General features: G+C 65.2%; 16 protein-coding genes. 10 read left to right on the plus strand and 6 right to left on the minus strand.

All coding sequences use genetic code 11. The annotated features are described in order from the left end of the window. Positions 1–10 precede the first annotated feature (10 nt). The 3 genes from AC1AYN_RS03300 to AC1AYN_RS03310 form a co-directional block, all read right to left on the minus strand. Positions 11–1105 (minus strand): aldo/keto reductase, encoded by a 1095-nt coding sequence (locus tag AC1AYN_RS03300; protein ID WP_476532067.1) that lies wholly within the window; start codon positions 1103–1105, stop codon positions 11–13. A 73-nt stretch (positions 1106–1178) separates the two neighbouring features. Beyond that, positions 1179–1763 carry a sugar O-acetyltransferase gene (locus AC1AYN_RS03305; RefSeq protein WP_476532069.1) on the minus strand — a complete coding sequence of 195 codons (585 nt, stop codon included), beginning with the start codon at positions 1761–1763 and terminating at the stop codon, positions 1179–1181. Between the two features lie 108 nt (positions 1764–1871). Then, positions 1872–2786: a hypothetical protein gene (locus AC1AYN_RS03310; protein ID WP_476532071.1), complete on the minus strand. Its 915-nt coding sequence runs from the start codon at positions 2784–2786 to the stop codon at positions 1872–1874. Between the two features lie 123 nt (positions 2787–2909). Here AC1AYN_RS03310 and AC1AYN_RS03315 point away from each other — a divergent pair, with 123 nt between their 5' ends. Further along, the gene (locus tag AC1AYN_RS03315; protein ID WP_476532073.1) at positions 2910–3308 is read left to right on the plus strand and encodes a cupin domain-containing protein; all 399 of its coding nucleotides are present in this window, start codon (positions 2910–2912) and stop codon (positions 3306–3308) included. A 10-nt stretch (positions 3309–3318) separates the two neighbouring features. Here the strand turns inward: AC1AYN_RS03315 and AC1AYN_RS03320 are convergent, their stop codons facing one another. The 3 genes from AC1AYN_RS03320 to AC1AYN_RS03330 form a co-directional block, all read right to left on the minus strand. Next, positions 3319–4197, minus strand: a complete 879-nt coding sequence (locus AC1AYN_RS03320) for a LysR family transcriptional regulator (protein ID WP_476532075.1) — start codon at positions 4195–4197, stop codon at positions 3319–3321. 65 nt (positions 4198–4262) lie between these two features. Continuing rightward, positions 4263–5651 carry an MDR family MFS transporter gene (locus AC1AYN_RS03325; protein ID WP_476532077.1) on the minus strand — a complete coding sequence of 463 codons (1389 nt, stop codon included), beginning with the start codon at positions 5649–5651 and terminating at the stop codon, positions 4263–4265. Positions 5652–5829: 178 nt separating this feature from the next. Beyond that, entirely contained in the window at positions 5830–6429 is a 600-nt protein-coding gene (locus tag AC1AYN_RS03330; RefSeq protein ID WP_476532079.1) for a TetR/AcrR family transcriptional regulator, read from the minus strand. 252 nt (positions 6430–6681) lie between these two features. Here AC1AYN_RS03330 and AC1AYN_RS03335 point away from each other — a divergent pair, with 252 nt between their 5' ends. The 9 genes from AC1AYN_RS03335 to AC1AYN_RS03375 all read left to right on the plus strand — a co-directional run bounded on the left by AC1AYN_RS03335 (position 6682) and on the right by AC1AYN_RS03375 (position 16038). Next, complete coding sequence (locus AC1AYN_RS03335; RefSeq protein ID WP_476501746.1) at positions 6682–7383, plus strand: ABC transporter ATP-binding protein; 702 nt, start codon at positions 6682–6684, stop codon at positions 7381–7383. An 8-nt stretch (positions 7384–7391) separates the two neighbouring features. Further along, complete coding sequence (locus tag AC1AYN_RS03340) at positions 7392–9875, plus strand: ABC transporter permease (RefSeq protein ID WP_476532081.1); 2484 nt, start codon at positions 7392–7394, stop codon at positions 9873–9875. 241 nt (positions 9876–10116) lie between these two features. After that, complete coding sequence (locus AC1AYN_RS03345; protein WP_476532083.1) at positions 10117–10665, plus strand: TetR/AcrR family transcriptional regulator; 549 nt, start codon at positions 10117–10119, stop codon at positions 10663–10665. Positions 10666–10749: 84 nt separating this feature from the next. Further along, the gene (locus AC1AYN_RS03350; RefSeq protein WP_476532085.1) at positions 10750–11547 is read left to right on the plus strand and encodes an AzlC family ABC transporter permease; all 798 of its coding nucleotides are present in this window, start codon (positions 10750–10752) and stop codon (positions 11545–11547) included. After that, entirely contained in the window at positions 11544–11876 is a 333-nt protein-coding gene (locus AC1AYN_RS03355; RefSeq protein ID WP_476501742.1) for a branched-chain amino acid transporter permease, read from the plus strand. Before AC1AYN_RS03350 ends, AC1AYN_RS03355 begins: the two co-directional genes overlap by 4 nt. A 24-nt stretch (positions 11877–11900) precedes the next feature. Continuing rightward, a complete protein-coding gene (locus AC1AYN_RS03360) occupies positions 11901–12878 on the plus strand; it encodes an AEC family transporter (RefSeq protein WP_476532087.1) in 978 nt (325 codons plus the stop codon). A gap of 79 nt (positions 12879–12957) precedes the next feature. Continuing rightward, positions 12958–13662, plus strand: coding sequence for a L,D-transpeptidase (locus AC1AYN_RS03365; protein WP_476532089.1), 705 nt, complete (start codon positions 12958–12960; stop codon positions 13660–13662). Between the two features lie 132 nt (positions 13663–13794). Further along, entirely contained in the window at positions 13795–14625 is an 831-nt protein-coding gene (locus AC1AYN_RS03370) for a histidine phosphatase family protein (protein ID WP_034528342.1), read from the plus strand. A 111-nt stretch (positions 14626–14736) separates the two neighbouring features. Then, entirely contained in the window at positions 14737–16038 is a 1302-nt protein-coding gene (locus AC1AYN_RS03375) for a uracil-xanthine permease family protein (RefSeq protein WP_476532091.1), read from the plus strand. The last annotated feature ends 64 nt before the right edge of the window (positions 16039–16102 follow it).

Genomic DNA, 16102 nt, shown 5'->3' on the forward strand with positions numbered 1-16102 from the left:
TTTCTGCCCGTCAGTGGTTGGTCAAGGCCTCCTGCGTGGGCTGGTAGCGGGCGCCTTCGATGGTGATGGAGTCGAGCGTGCGGTCGATGGCGGCGAGTTCGTCGGACGTGAACGTGACGGCCGCGCCGCCCAGGTTCTGGCGTAGACGGTCCACGTGCTTGGTGCCGGGGATCGGCGCAATCCAGGGCTTTTGCGCGAGCAGCCAGCCGAGCGCGATCTGCGCGGGCGCCACGCCTTTGGCCCGCGCCAGGGATTCGACGTAGTCGCTCATCGCGATGTTGTGCGCCATATGGTCGGGGGAGAAGCGGGGGATGCGGCTGCGATAGTCGTCGGCGGCGAAGCGCGTGGACGCGGTGAACCGTCCGGCCAGCATCGCCTTGCCGAGCGGACTGAACGGCACCAGTCCGATGCCCAGCTCCTCCAACGTGGGGATCAGTTCCTCCTCGGGTTTCCTCCACCACATCGAATACTCGTTCTGCACGGCTGTCACCGGCGTCACCGCATGCGCCCGACGCACGGTCGCGGGCGCCGCCTCCGACAGACCCCAGTGCAGGATCTTGCCTTCGGCCATGAGCTCGCCCATCACGCCGGCCACATCCTCGATCGGCACCTTCGTATCGACGCGATGCTGGTAGTAGAGATCGATGTGGTCGGTGCGCAGACGCTTCAGCGAGCCTTCGACCGCCCTGCGGATCGTCTCGGGACGCGAATCGGTCTGCTGCACGCGGCCCGAGGAATCCAATTGCGCCTCGCTCTCGCCTTCGCCGAATCCGCCGTGCAGGGCGAACCCGAACTTGGTGGCGATGACCACGTCATCACGGAACGGCTCCAACGCCTCGCCCACCAGCTCCTCGTTCGTGAACGGGCCATACACCTCGGCCGTGTCGAAGAGCCGTTCGCCCATCTCATAGGCGGTGCGAATCACACGGATCGACTCGTCGTGCGGCAGGAACGGCGGCCAGCTCATCGTGAACCCCATGCAGCCGAGGCCTATCGCCGAAACCTCCAACGCCGCGGAACCCGTGCCGAGCGTGCGCTTCGGCAGATCGACCGGCGTGATGTCGCCGTAGTCGTCGTTAGCGGACCTGACTGTATTGGTGGACATGATTGTTTCCTTTCCTGAATGATCCCTAATCGCATGTTCCGCCGCAACGTCGCAACGTCACGGCACCGGAACGTCACACGTGTCCGATGACCCTGGCAGGCACCCCGGCGACGATCGCACCCGCCGGCACGTCATGCGTGACGACCGCCCCGGCCCCGACGATCGCGCCGTCGCCGACCGTCACATCCTGCAGCACGATCGCGCCCGCGCCAATCCACACGTGCGCGCCGATACGGATCGGCTTCGAGACGGTCACCGCCCGCCGCATCGGGTCACGCATGTGGTTGATGGTGATGAGCTGCACGTTCGGCCCTAGGAACGAACCATCCCCGATCGAAATGCCGCCGCGATCCATCAGCGTGCACCCCCAATTGACGAACACGTCCCGCCCCACTTCGATGTTCCGGCCGAAATCCGTGTAGAACGGCGGATTAAGACGGAACGACGGGTCAACCGGATGCCCCACGATCCGCTCGAACATCGCATGGACCTCGCCCGGCTCGTGATAGCCGCCCGTATTGAGCTCCACGCACAGCCGCTTCGTCTCCGTGATGATCGCACCGATGGCGGCATACCCCGGTTCGGCGGGATCGACGGGCACGCCGCCCCGGTCGCGGGCGAGGATATCGGTCGTGGGTTCGGCCATGACGACACTCATGATTACGGTCCTTTCCACAAGTCGGTCCCATTGAACCGCGGTCGGAAAGAACCAGCCAATAGTGTCGTTCGATACACCCCCATGCCCGCCGGCTATACGGGACGCACCTCACACGATGAACCGCAGATACGTGCGGTCATCGAACGACTCCAGCCCCGCCGTGAACCCCTTCGTACTCCGAAACTCACGCACAAGCCCCGGATCCTCACGACGCAGACGCCCCAACTCCGCCTCCGATTCTGCCAACGTGGAGCGCAGCAACGGATACCCATCCGACGCAAGCACCACCTCGGCACCCGGCTCCACCGGCACGACACGAATCGGATACTCCGGATCCGTAAACCCATCGAACACGAAATACCCATACTCCCCACGCCGATTAGCGAACTCCGACTGCAACCGCAGAAACGGCATGATCATGTCACGCGCCGGATCTCCGGAACCGTCGACATGGGAGGAGCGTGCTGAGCCATCCGTCGCCACGGTCTCCGGACCGTCGGAGCATCGCATCTCCGCATCCGCCCGCAACGCCAACGCCCGCGCGGCGAACGAACGCAACTCCCCAAGCAACTCATCCACACGCTTCAACGTCGGCGTCCGCACCCCATCCACCATGACCTGACAATCACCGAACAACCACACCTCACGCCGAAACACGCTATAGACCATGGCATTCGCCTGAAGACGCTCCCACGGCTCCACCTCGAACACGCGCGAAGACACGTCGCCTGAGGACGAGGACACATCACCATGCACGGCCGCGAACCCCGCATACTCATCACGCAGACAACCATCAAGAATCCGCTGCGCCTCACGCATCGAAGCACCACCGGGCAAACCCGCGATAGCGCTCGCCAGCAGGTCCTTCGCGACCACGCCGCCGCTCGGCTTCCACAGATGCCGCAGACTCTTGCCCGTCACCCCGTCCACCACGGCGGCGAAATCCTCCGTGACGACGAGACTGTCCTCGTTCAACGACTGGTCGGCGTGCTTGCCCCGGCAGAATCGTTCGATGATGCGCATGCCTCCACCATACGCCCGAGGCATGGCCGTGTATGAGGTGACGCTATTGGCGGGAATGCGATGGCGGGCGTGTAATGGACATCGATAACGGCAAGAAAGAAAGACACGAAAGGACGAAACATCATGGAGAACCCGAGCGCCTTCCCGATGGGGGAGCCGAACGACGCATACGCGCAGTACTTCGAAGGCCAGAGCTACCTCGCGCCGCTCGCCGGCGACGGTCAGGTGAACGTCGCGAACGTGACGTTCGAGGCGGGCTGCACGAACCACTGGCACATCCACCACGGCGTGTGCCAGGTCCTGCTCGCCGTGGGCGGCCGCGGCTACTACCAGATCGAAGGCCAGGAGCCGGTCGAGCTCAAGCCCGGCGACGTGGCCTATATCCCGCCGGAGACCAAGCACTGGCACGGCGCCTCCCCGAACGAGGCGTTCGCGCATGTCGCCATCATGCCGAAGAAGGAGGGCGCGAGCAACGAATGGCTTGAACCGGTCGACGAGGAGACGTACCGCAACCTCGCCTGAACCGATTTCGTCATGCGCGCAGGAACCGGGCGAACGCGCCGGCCGCGGGGGAGGAGACGCCCTGTTTCTTCCACACGAGCACGGAGCTGCTTTCGAACACGGGCGTGAGCGGCACTGCGCGCACGCCCGGATACGAGGCGCCGTAGTCGATGCACAGGTACAGACCCAACCCGTTCGCCGCCATGGCCGCGCCGTTCGCCGGCAGATTGCACGTGCCGGCGATGACCGTTTTCGAAGCAAGGGAGCCGAACCAGTGCATCACCACGCGTCGCACTGGTTCGCGCGACGGCAGCAGCAGCGGTTCGCCGACGAGATCGGACGGTGTCAATGATTCGCGGGTCTGCAATGGATGCCCGTCGGGTACCATCGCCGCCCAATGGTCGCTGATGCCCGTATGCAGGTATTCGTAGCGTTCGGTGTCCACCGGGTCGGCGAGGAGGCCGAAATCCATGAGTCCCTGTTCGAGCTGGTCCTGGATCACGTCGGCCGTCGTGCTGACCACATGGAACCGCACCGCCGGGTGGGCTTTACGGAATTCGGCCATGCGCCGCGCCAGATACGACATGCCGCCCACTTCGCCGCACCCGGCCGTGATGTCGCCGGAGAGATCCCCAGTGGAACGCTTCAGATCGACCTCCGTCTTGTCCGCCAGCGAGACGATGGTCTGCGCGCGGTCGCGCAGCAGGCGTCCCTCCTCGGTGAGCGTGATCGCATGCGGCCCGCGTTCGAACAGCGTGACGCCCAACTCCTCCTCCAACTGCTTCAACTGGCGCGACAACGTCGGCTGGGAGATGCGCAGCAATTGCGCCGCCCACGTGATGTTGCCCTCCTCGGCCACCGCGAGGAAGTATTTCAGCACGCGCAGTTCCATGGTTCCGCCCTCCGGCATGGGGATTCGTTCCGGGATTCGTCCGTGATGCCACCAATTGTAGAGGTGCCACGGGCGGCTGCGGTTCAGCGCCGGTCGCGCACGAACAGCGACAACACGAACGCCAGGCACGCCACGACGGTCGCCGTGACGAACACCGCGTCCACGCCGTGCGCGAGGCCGGCCGCAGCGGAGCCGGCGACGGCCGCGGGACGCGTGTTCGTGGTCATGATGGTGAAGTTGACGGCGATGCCGATCGCCGCGCATGTCTGGCGCAGCGTATTGTTCATCGCCGTGCCGTGCGGCAGCATCGGGCCGGTCAGCTGGTTGAGCGCGGTGGTGGTCAACGGCATCAGGCAGAACGCGACGCCCGCCATCATCAGCGTGAAGAACACGGCCGGCCACCATGCGGGCGTGTCCGCATCCATGCGGGAGAGCGCGAACGCGGCGACGGCGACCACGGCGATCGCGGGCGGCGCGATACGGTGGATGCCCACGCGGTCGAACAGTCGGCCGGCGACCGGGTTGAACACGCCTTCGGCCACGCCGCCGCCCATGAGCAGCAGGCCGGACTGCAACGCGGTCATCCCCAGCGAATCCTGGATGAACATGGGCAGGATGTTCATCGTCGAGATGAACGTGACGAACACGAGCACGATGACGAGCATCGACAGGGCGAACATCGGCTTGGCGAACACGCGGAAGTCGAGCATGGGCCGCGCCAGATGCAGCTGGCGGTGGATGAACGTGCACAGGGCGACTGCGCCCACGGCGAGCGAGCCGAACGTCTGCGGCGACGTCCAGCCCTCCTGGCCGGCGAGGCTGAAGCCGAGCAGCAGTCCGCCGAAGCCGAGCGTCGACAAGGCGATTGAAGGCACGTCGATGGTCGGATCGGTGCGCGTGGTCACGTTCCTCACGGTCGGAATCGCGGCGGCGAGCACGACGACGGCGATGACGATCAGCGGCACGAACAGAAAGCGCCACGGCAGGAAGTCGATGATGAGGCCGGACAGGGTGGGGCCCAGGGCCGGAGCGAACGCGATGACCAGGCCGAACCAGCCCATCGCCGCGCCGCGCTTCTCCGGCGGGAACGTGATGAACAGCACGGTCTGCAGAAGCGGCATGAGGATGCCCGCGCCCGTCGCCTGCAACACGCGGCCGGCGAGCAGCACCCAGAACCCGGGAGCGAACGTGCACACGAGCGTGCCGAACAGGAACATGCCGATCGCGTAGAAGAACAGCTGACGCGTCGTGAACTTCTGGATGAGGAACGCGGTGACCGGGATCATGATGCCGTTGGTGAGCATAAATCCGGTGCTCAGCCATTGCGCCGTGTTGCTCGTCACCCCGAACTCGCGCATGAGATGCGGCAGGGCGGAGGTCATCAGCGTCTGGTTGAGGATGGCGGTGAAGCTGCCGACCATCATCACGATAATCGGGATGATGGAACGTTTCGACGGCGTGCGTCCGGGCATGACGGAATCCATGGGAACCTCGAATCTGTCGGAAAACGGATCCGGCTGATTTCGGTCGTCGCCGCGCGGGAAACGTGGATGCGCGACGCCGTAGCCCCTGCCGGCGTGACAGCCTTAGTGTACCGTCGCGCGGGACATGCGTCGGATTCGTCGCATTCCATTGGCGTCGCCGATCCCGTCAGTTCCGATGATCGTCCTTCAGCGAGTTGATGAGCTGGGCGATGGTGTCCGGCAGGGCGGAGTCCGCGAGCCATGCGACGCTTTCCGGCGTGAACAGCGTCCGCGCCTTGCCGAGCACGCCGAGGATGCCGCTCGTCGCGAACTCCAGCACGACCCGCTGCCCGGGATTGAGCCGCGACTCGTCCAGCCCGAGCACGGACAGCCATACGCCGCCGACGTATGTCTTGAGCTGCGCGGCCAGTCCCGTGGAGCCGTGCGGTCCGGCGATGAGCGCCAGATGGCGGATGCTTGCGAGATGTTCGGGCGAGCCGACGAACTCCAGCGCGTAGTCGCGCAGCATACTGATATCGCCGTCCTGCCGGATGATGTGCGCGATGAATCCGGTCACGCCCGGCTCCTCGTAGATCGCGGCGATCGCGTCGTCGGCGAGTTCGGGGATGTTGGCGTAGTGGTAGTAGAACGCGCTGCGGTTCAGCCCGCTTTCGCGCGTGATGTCGCTGATGGTGATCTGCACGTACGGCTTCTTCTCCAACAGCGTCCAGAACGCCTCCTGCATCTTTTCCGGCGCCGATCGTTCGGTGGCCTTCGGTCGTGCCATATATCCCCTCCTTGTCGCCATTATTTGCCGGACAGGCTGATTCTGTGCTGTTACGCGGTTGTCCGGCACGGATTCATGCCGGAAACCCGATCCGAGACGATTCCGCGCTTGCCTGGCACGGCTCCTGTCTCCGTTAACCCCACACTGTATCGGGATATGGGGATTTAACCCTACGCCGTGATGGGTTACGCTCTCAGGTGCCCGGTGAACAATGGAAGACAGCACCGGTGCCGACCAGAGAGGTGAAAAACGATGAGCTTCCTTGAATTCCATGACGTGGTCCGTCAGTACGGCAGCGGCGAATCCGCCGTGTTGGCCCTCGACCATGCGACCTTCGACATCGAGCAGGGCGAACTGGCCGTGATTCTCGGCGCGTCCGGTGCCGGCAAATCCACGGCGTTGAACATCCTCGGCGGCATGGACCGCGCCACGTCCGGCAGCGTCAGGCTGGGGGATCGCGACGTCACGAAGGCGTCCGATGCCGAACTGACCGACTACCGCCGCTTCGATGTGGGCTTCGTGTTCCAGTTCTACAACCTCGTGCCCAACCTCACGGCCCTCGAGAACGTGGAGCTCGCCTCGCAGATCTGCCCCGACGCGCTCGACGCCCGTGAAACCCTGGAGAAGGTGGGGTTGGGGGAGCGTCTCAACAACTTCCCCGCGCAGCTTTCCGGCGGCGAGCAGCAGCGCGTGTCCATCGCGCGCGCCCTCGCCAAGAACCCGAAGCTGCTGCTGTGCGACGAGCCGACAGGCGCGCTCGACTACAACACCGGCAAGGAGGTGCTCCAGCTGTTGCAGGACTCCTGCCGCCAGCGCGGCATCACCGTCGCACTCGTCACCCACAACTCCGCGCTCGCGCCGATGGGCGACCGTCTGATCCGCTTCCGTTCCGGCAAGGTCACCGAGATCGCCGTGAACGAGCATCCGACGCCCATCGCCGACATCGAATGGTAGGTGGGCCGTTGCGTAGAACCGCACTCTGGAAGGACGCGTGGCGCACGATCGCCGGCAACGGACGACGGTTCGCCGCCATCGCAATCATCGTGGCGGTCGGCGTGATGATGCTCGGCGGTCTCAACACCGTCGGCAAGGACATCCGCGCCGGCCTCGACGACTTCTTCGACGCGACCGGCATGCACGACATATCCGTCGTCTCCACGCGCGGATTCGACGACGCCGACATCGCCGCGCTGCGCAAGGCGGACGGCGTCGCCGACGCGGCGGGCATCCGCTCGCAAAGCGTCACGACGAAGATCGACGGCAAGCGCGCCGCGGCCACCGTCTCGACTCTCGACGACCGCGGCATCGACGACCCGTACCTGAGCGAGGGGCGCCTGCCGAAGGCCGGCCACGAGATCGCCGTCACCCGGCAGTACCTCGATGACTCCGGCAAGCAGGTCGGCGACACGGTGACGTTCTCCGCCGACGGTTCAGCGACGGCGACTGCCGCCGCGACCCGCACGCCCGCCGTGTTCGACGACGGCGCGTACCGGATCGTCGGCGTCGTCATCGACCCGAACGACATCGTGAACCCCTCCGGACCGCTCGCCCTCGTGACCGCCTCGAAGACCGTCCACCCGATGTTCGTCAGCGGGGACGCGGTCGTGAGTGACGCCATGCCGTACACGTCCGCCGTCGTCACCGTCACCGGCGCGAAAGCGCTGAACACGTATGACGACGACTATCTGGACAAGGTCGACGCCGCGAAGACCGCCATCGGGCATGCTGCGCCTTCGGGTGTGAAATGGATCGTCAACGACCGCAGCGCCGTCACCAGCTATGAGGACGTGAAGACGCAAAGCGAGATGATCTCCCGCCTCGGCACGTTGTTCCCCGTGCTGTTCCTCGTCATCGCGCTGCTGGTGAGTCTGACGGCCATCACGCGCATGGTGGAGGAGGACCGTCAGCTCATCGGCACGTACAAGGCGCTCGGCTACGGCCGTCGCGAGATCATGCTCAAATTCCTCGTCTACTCGGCCGCGGCCTGCCTGCTGGGCGGCGTGCTCGGCGACCTGCTGGGACTCATCGGACTGCCGTTCGTGTTCACGCGGAAGATGCTGGCGAACCTGTATCTGCTGCCGCATTATCCGCTGCTCGTCGATTGGCGGCTCGCCGTCGGCGGTGTGCTCCTGTTCGTCGTCGTCATCACCGGCGCGGCGATGGCCGCCTGCACGGGGTCGTTGCGGCTGGAGCCCGCTGAGCTCATGCGCCCCAAGGCGCCGAAAGCCGGCAGGACGATCATGCTGCAGCGCATCGGATTCATCTGGAACCATCTGGGATTCCTGGACAAGGTGACCGCCCGCAACCTGTTCCGCTACAAGTCGCGCGCGCTCATGGTCATCATCGGCGTGCTCGGATGCACCGCGCTCATGACCGCAGGCTTCGGCATGGGCTCCTCCGCGCTGACGCTCATGCCGCGCCAGCATGGCGAGATCTCCGTCTACGACGTGATGGCCGTGACTTCCGCCGCCGATCACGACAAGGCACAGCAGGCGCTCGACAAGGACGAGGATGTGGAATCCGCGCTGCCGTTGCAGCTCGGCTCCGTCACCCTGGCCTCACCGGACGCGGACGCGGGTGACCATGATGCGAAGCTCACCGCGCAGCTCATGGTCATCCAGGACGGCGAATCGACCGACGGGCATATCAACATCCAGACGCCGTCCGGCACGCCGATCGAACTGTACAGCGCGGATGGCGACGACCTGACCGGCGGCGGCATCATCGTCACCGCGAACGCCGCGAAGAAGCTCTCGCTTGTCGAAGGTTCCGAGGTCGACGTGACCGACGCTATGGCGAACACCGCCGGACTGCCCGTGTTCGTGATCGCGCAGTACTACACCGGCAACGTCGTGTTCATGACGCAATCCGCCTATGAGAAGGCGTTCGACGCCGATTATGCGCCCAACGCCGACCTCGTCAACGTGAAGGGCGACGATAACGCGCAGATCGCGTTCGCCGACCGGCTCGCCTCGCAGAGCGACTACCTGTCCGTGACGAGTTCGGCGAAGCAGGAGCGCGACTTCGCGAAGAGCTTCGCCATCTTCTTCGCGATGATCGGCTTCATCGTCGCCATGGCCGCGATTCTCGCCGTCGTCGTGCTGTACACGCTCGCCTCCACGAACATCTCGGAACGCGAACGCGAGCTCGCCACCATCAAGGTGCTGGGCTTCCGCCGCGGCGAGGTGCATGGCTACGTGAACAAGGAGATGCTGCTGCTCGCCGCCATCGGCATCGCGATCGGTCTGCCGTGCGGCCGCGGACTGCTCGGCTTCCTCGTGAGCCGGCTCGACCTGCCCGGCATGAACATCGTGCCCAACGTGCTGTGGTACTGCTATGCGGCGGCGGCCGTGCTGGCGTTCCTGTTCACGCTTGTGGTGAGCCGCGCCACGAACCATGCGCTCGACCGCATCGACATGGTCGGAGCGCTGAAGAGCCCCGAGTGACGCGGGCGACGATCCGATTCGCGTATTCGCGCGCGCAATGTGTGTGGGCCCCGCATCCTGCGGCAAGGATGCGGGGCCCACACGCGTGTTGAGACAAGGTACGCTGCCGGCGGGAATACGGAAGCCGACGGCGTTGTGTACGAGTGTACGCAACAGTATGTACGAACGTACATTACGGCGTGTATGCTGGATGACGACATCGGTATCACGATCGGACATCACGGCAGCAAGGAGGTGCGCCATGGGGGAGTCGGCCCGCCGCTTCGACCCGGAACGCAAGGACCGCATCATCGAGGCGTGCCTCGACGTCATCGCCGCCAAAGGCGTGGCCGGCGCGTCGCACCGTGTCATCGCCGCCGCCGCGAACGTGCCGCTCGGATCGATGACCTACCATTTCGACGGCATGGCCGACCTGCTGCACCAGGCGTTCGACCGGTACGCGGACCGTTGCATCGCCTCGTTCGCCGCGCGCATGGACGAGGCGACGGACGAGGCCGGGGTGTGCGAGGCCGTCGCCCGTCATATCGAAACCGATCTGGTGAGCACGCAGCGCGACCTCGTCATCAATATGGAGCTGTACACGATCGCGGCCCGCGACCCCGCCTACCGTGACATCACCGAACGCTGGATGGCCGCCAGCCGCGCACAGCTGGAACGGTTCTTCGACAAGCCGACCGCCGCGATCCTCGATTCGCTCATCGAGGGGCTGACCCTGCACCGGGCGCTCGGCGACGAGACGCTGGACGCGGCCGCCGTCCGCGAGGCGATCCGCCGCGCCGTCCCAAAATGAACGCCCGCCGTCACGCCGCGTCCGATGCGTGATAGCATGTCCGCCGCAATCAATCCGGAAAAGAGAGACGAGGAGAGACGCGGCATGACACGGGAGGAGCGGCGCGGCATGCGCCTCAAGGCGTTGAAGGCGGCGTTCCCGCTCACCGTGCCGATCGCACTCGGATTCCTGTTCCTCGGCTGCTCCTACGGCATGCTCATGGGCGCGAAGGGATTCTCGTTCGTCTGGCCGATGTGCATGAGCGCGTTCATCTTCGCCGGTTCGATGGAGTTCGTCACCGTGAACCTGCTGCTCTCCGCGTTCAACCCCGTGGCCGCGTTCCTGCTCGCGCTCATGGTCAACGCGCGCCACCTGTTCTACGGCCTGTCCATGCTCGGGAGGTTCCGCGGACTCGGCTGGAAACGCCCATACCTGATCTTCGGCATGTGCGACGAGACGTTCGCCATCAACTCCTCGACACAGGTTCCCGAAGGCGTGGACCGCGGCTGGTTCTACCTCTGGGTCACCGTGCTCAACCAGGCATACTGGGTGGCGGGCGCGACGCTCGGCGGCGTGATCGGCTCGAATCTGCCGTTCGACACGGACGGCCTCGAATTCGTGCTCACCGCGCTGTTCCTCGTCGTCTTCCTCGACCAGTGGCTCGGCGCCGGCACAGGCCGCCGCGGCCGCGTCAGCGCGGTCGTCGGCGTGCTCGCGTCCCTCGCCTGCCTCGTCGCGTTCGGTCCGGACGACTTCATGATCCCCTCGCTGATCGCGATGATCGTGCTGTTCGTCCTGCTGCGCCCGCGGCTCGACGACCTGCACGACGACGATGCCGAAAGCGCCGCCACGGCGGTGGGGGACGACGAAGGAAACGACGAAGAAAAGGAGGTGACGCGATGACGATGACCGTGATCCAGGGGGTGATCACCGTCGCCGTGGTGGCGGCGGGCACGATGCTCACCCGGTTCCTGCCGTTCCTCGTGTTCCCCGAATCGAAGCAGCCGCCGCGCCTCATCGAATACTTCGGCAAAGTGCTGCCCTATGCGATGACCGGCCTGCTCGTCGTCTACTCGCTGCGCAACACGCCCATCCTGACCGGCAGCCACGGCGTGCCCGAACTCATCGCATGCCTCGTGATCGTCGCATTGCATCTGTGGCGGCGCAGCATGCTGCTCTCCATCGCCGGCGGCACCATCGTCTACATGCTGCTCGTCCAGCTCGTGTTCTGAGATTCCGTAGGGAGGGGATGTCCCGTGCAGCAGTTCGGCATCGTGCTCGGCCAGATGATCGGCATGGCCGTGATGATGGTCGTCGGCTATATCTGCGTCAAATCCAAGGTGCTCGGCGAGACCGCGCTGGACGGCATCTGCGCGTTCATCCTCAAGGCGGGCATCCCGCTGCTCGTCTTCTCGAACGCCGTGTCCGGCACGACGCGTGCCGACCTCATCGGCTCCGACGCGATCATCGCGATGACGCTCGTCATGTACGCGCTGCTCATCGGCCTGTTCACCCTGCTCTCCTACGTGCTGCGATTGAAGCGCGAACGCGGGCGCATGTTCCGCGGCTGCTTCGCGTTCGGCAACGCCGGGTTCATCGGCCTGCCGCTCATCCTCGCCCTGTTCCCCGGCAGGGGAGCGCTCTATTTCGCGCTCATGTCTATCGTCGACCAGTTCCTCCTGTGGACGTACGGCGTATGGACGTGCAAGAAGGTCGACGACCGGCAGTCCATCGCCGACGAACGCCCCGCACACGGCTGGCTCGACCGTTTCACGCCGCTCGTCAGCCCCGCGCTCATCGCCGTGGTGCTCGCCGTCGCGCTGATTCTCGCCGGCGTGACCATCCCCGACGTCGTGCTCACCCCGTTGAAGACGCTCGGCTCCACCGCCTCGCCCCTGTCCATGGTGTATCTGGGCGGCCTGTTCGCCATCCGCGACTGGACGGGCATCCTCGGGAAATACGAACTGTACGTGGGCATCGTCGTCAAGATGCTGCTCGTGCCCGTCGGCTTCTACATGCTGCTCACCGCCGTGCCACCGATGCTCGGCCTCGGCACCGCCAACCCGGACATGGTGCATATGATGACCCTCGTCTCGGGCCTGCCGACCATGAGCACCATGGTCATGTTCGCCGAACGAGAACACAACCAACCCGAATACGCAATCGGCATGGTGCTCGTCACCACCGTCGCCAGCCTGTTCACGCTCACCGCGGTCTCGTTCCTCGTGTTCTGAAACCCGTTACCGCGTCGGAACTGTCGGATACCATCAAGGGGAGGCCAAGGCTTCGTTCATCTTGGATTAGGGGGTGCATATGACCGGACGTCGTTCGCCATACGTCGGTCTGCATCGCAGGCGTACCGACTGGCTGCTCCTCGGGGAGATGCTGCTGTGCGCCATGCTGGCCATCGCATTGTGCGGCACCATCGCCCTATGGCAGGCCCGCGCCGCCGAGCGCGACGCCGTGATCGCCGCTTCGTCCGGCGCGGGTGCGTCCGTGCAGGTGGAGGACATCGCCGAGAAGTCCCTGCGACGCAGGACGGTACCGAAGGTCAACGAGACGCTCGCCAAACAGCGCGAAGCCGAGGAGCAGCGCGCCCGCTGGACGAACCCCACCGGCGGCGTCCAGCCCGATCTCGCCCAGTACACCGGCATCAGCGTGGACGTGGACCTCGCCGCGCAGAGAGCCTACGTCAAGTCCAACGGGCAGACCATCTACACGATGGTCACCAGCACCGGCATGGACGATTCCACGCCGCACGGCACCTACACGGTGGACGCGCGCGGCCCGCACTTCTTCAACGCGTCCGAAGGCATGGGCGCCGACTACTGGGTGCGGTTCTACGGCCCCTACCTGTTCCACACGGTACCCACCGGCGAGAATTTCGGCGATTATCTGCCGGACGAGGGGGCGAAGCTCGGCCGACCTGCCTCGCACGGTTGCGTGCGGCTCAGCATCGCCGACGCGAAATGGCTGTACGAGCAGTTGCCCGACGGTACGCCCGTCACCATCGCCTGAATTCTCGGTGAACTTCCGCCGCCGCGCGTATGACCGTCATACGCGCGGCGGCGTTTTCGATTATGCTGGAAATCCGCATGTTCCGGTGGGTCCGGAACGCATTCGACGACGACACGACGAAAGGAGACGCCCATGAGCATGCCGCTTGACCTCTATGTGATCCGACACGGCGAATCCGAGGCGAACATCATCGTCCAGGCGGGGGACCGGGGCGACAATTCGCTGTACACGCAGGACAACGTGACCGTGCCCGACCGCTCCTGGCGACTGACCGGCACGGGGCGCAAGCAGGCCGACTGCATCGGCCGCTGGCTCGTCGGCCAGCAGCAGCTGTTCGACCGTTATCTCGTCTCCCCGTACGTGCGCACGCGCGAAACCGCCGCCACGATGGCCCTGCCCAAGGCGAAATGGGAGGAGAACCGCGTCATCCGCGAACGCTCCTGGGGCGAGATCAACACGATCACCAAGGACGAGTTCAAGACCAACTACGCGCGCAACTGGATGTTCAAGAACACGGATCCGCTGTACTGGCGTCCGCCGGCGGGCGAATCCGTGGCCGACGTGGCCGAGGACCGCGTGCACAACGTGCTCAGCTCCCTGTCGCGCAAATCCGACCTGGGCAGCGTGGTCATGGTCACGCACGGCGACTTCATGCTCGCGCTCATGCTCACGCTGGAGGACCTCTCGGACGAGGAGTTCCTGCACCGCGCCGCCTCGCCTGACTGGGCGATCACCAACTGCACGTGCCTGCACTACACGCGCCGCGATCCGGAGACCGGACGCACCTCCAAGCGCATGCACTGGGAGCAGACCGCCCGGCCCGTCCTCAACGAGGAGACCGGCAAATGGGAGGTGAAGGTGGACCCGTGGCGCGAGTTCAAGCGCCCGTACCTCTCGAACGGCGACCTGGTGGACGTGGTGCACGCCGTCGACCCGCATCTGCTCGACTACTACGGCAAGTGACGCCGGTGGCGTACCGAGGTGCCGACGCGCCGACGCATAGGGCGGCTACAATGGCTTCGAATCGCGGGGACGAGGTATGCCCCGCAAGAGAGAAGCTAAGGAGAGCCACTTATGAGCGAGCCCAAAGGCAACATCTTCCAGTGGAAACTGCACGGCGACGGCAAGACGCTCGCGCCCGGCGAGGTCGTCGAACCCGATGAACGCCTGACCTGGACGCGCACCGCGGGCATCGGCGCACAGCATGTGATCGCCATGTTCGGCGCCACGTTCCTCGTGCCGATCCTCACCAGATTCGACCCGTCCACCACGCTGTTCTTCACCGCCATGTCGACAGCATTGTTCCTGCTCATCAACAGGAACGTGCTGCCCAGCTACCTGGGTTCCAGCTTCGGCTTCATCGCGCCGATCACCGCCGTCACCACCGCGCACAAGGGCATCGCCGTCGCCAGCTTCGGCATCATGACGACCGGTATCCTGCTCGCCCTGATCGGCATCGCCGTGCACTACGCGGGCGCCAAGTGGATCGACATCATCATGCCGCCGGTCGTCAACGGTGCCATCGTCGCGATCATCGGCTTCAACCTCGCGCCCAGCGTGTGGGCCAACTTCCAGAAGGCGCCCGACACGGCCATCGTGACGCTGCTCGCCGTGCTGCTCATCGCCGTGCTGTTCAAGGGCCTGCTTGGCCGTCTCAACATCCTGCTCGGCGTGATCGTCGGCTACGCGTACGCGTGCTTCCGCGGCCAGGTGGACTTCTCCGCCATTGCCGACGCCGCATGGGTGGGCCTGCCGAAGTTCCACATGCCGCAGGCCGACCTCACGATCCTGCCGATGTTCCTGCCGGTCGTGCTCGTGCTCGTCGCCGAGAACGTCGGCCATGTCAAGTCCGTGGCGCAGATGACCGGCCGCGACTACGACGACCAGATGGGCACCGCCCTGCTCGCCGACGGTCTCGGCACCACGCTCGCCGGTTTCGGCGGCGGCTCCGGCACCACCACGTACGGCGAGAACATCGGCGTGATGGCCGCCACCAAGGTGTATTCGACCGCCGCCTACTGGTGCGCCGCCGCCTTCGCGCTGATCCTGTCGCTGTGCCCGAAGTTCGGCGCCGTCATCAACACGATCCCCGCCGGCGTGCTCGGCGGCGTCACCACGCTGCTCTACGGCATGATCGGCATGATCGGCATCCGCATCTGGGTGGAGAACAAGGTCAACTTCGACAAGCCGCTCAACATCATGGTCGCCGCCATCACGATGATCATCGCGATCGGCCAGTTCGCGTTCACCGTGAACGGCATCTCGTTCAACGGCATCGCGATCGGCACGATCGTGATCCTCGTCGCCTACCACGGTCTCAAGGCCGTCGGCAAGATGACCGGCACCATCGAGAAGGACGACCCCGACATCCTGTAATCCCGGCATCTCCTCCATCATCTCCCATGGTGCGGTGAAATCCCCATGGTGCGGTAGGGCGTTT

Source organism: Bifidobacterium sp. LH_413, from assembly GCF_056357015.1.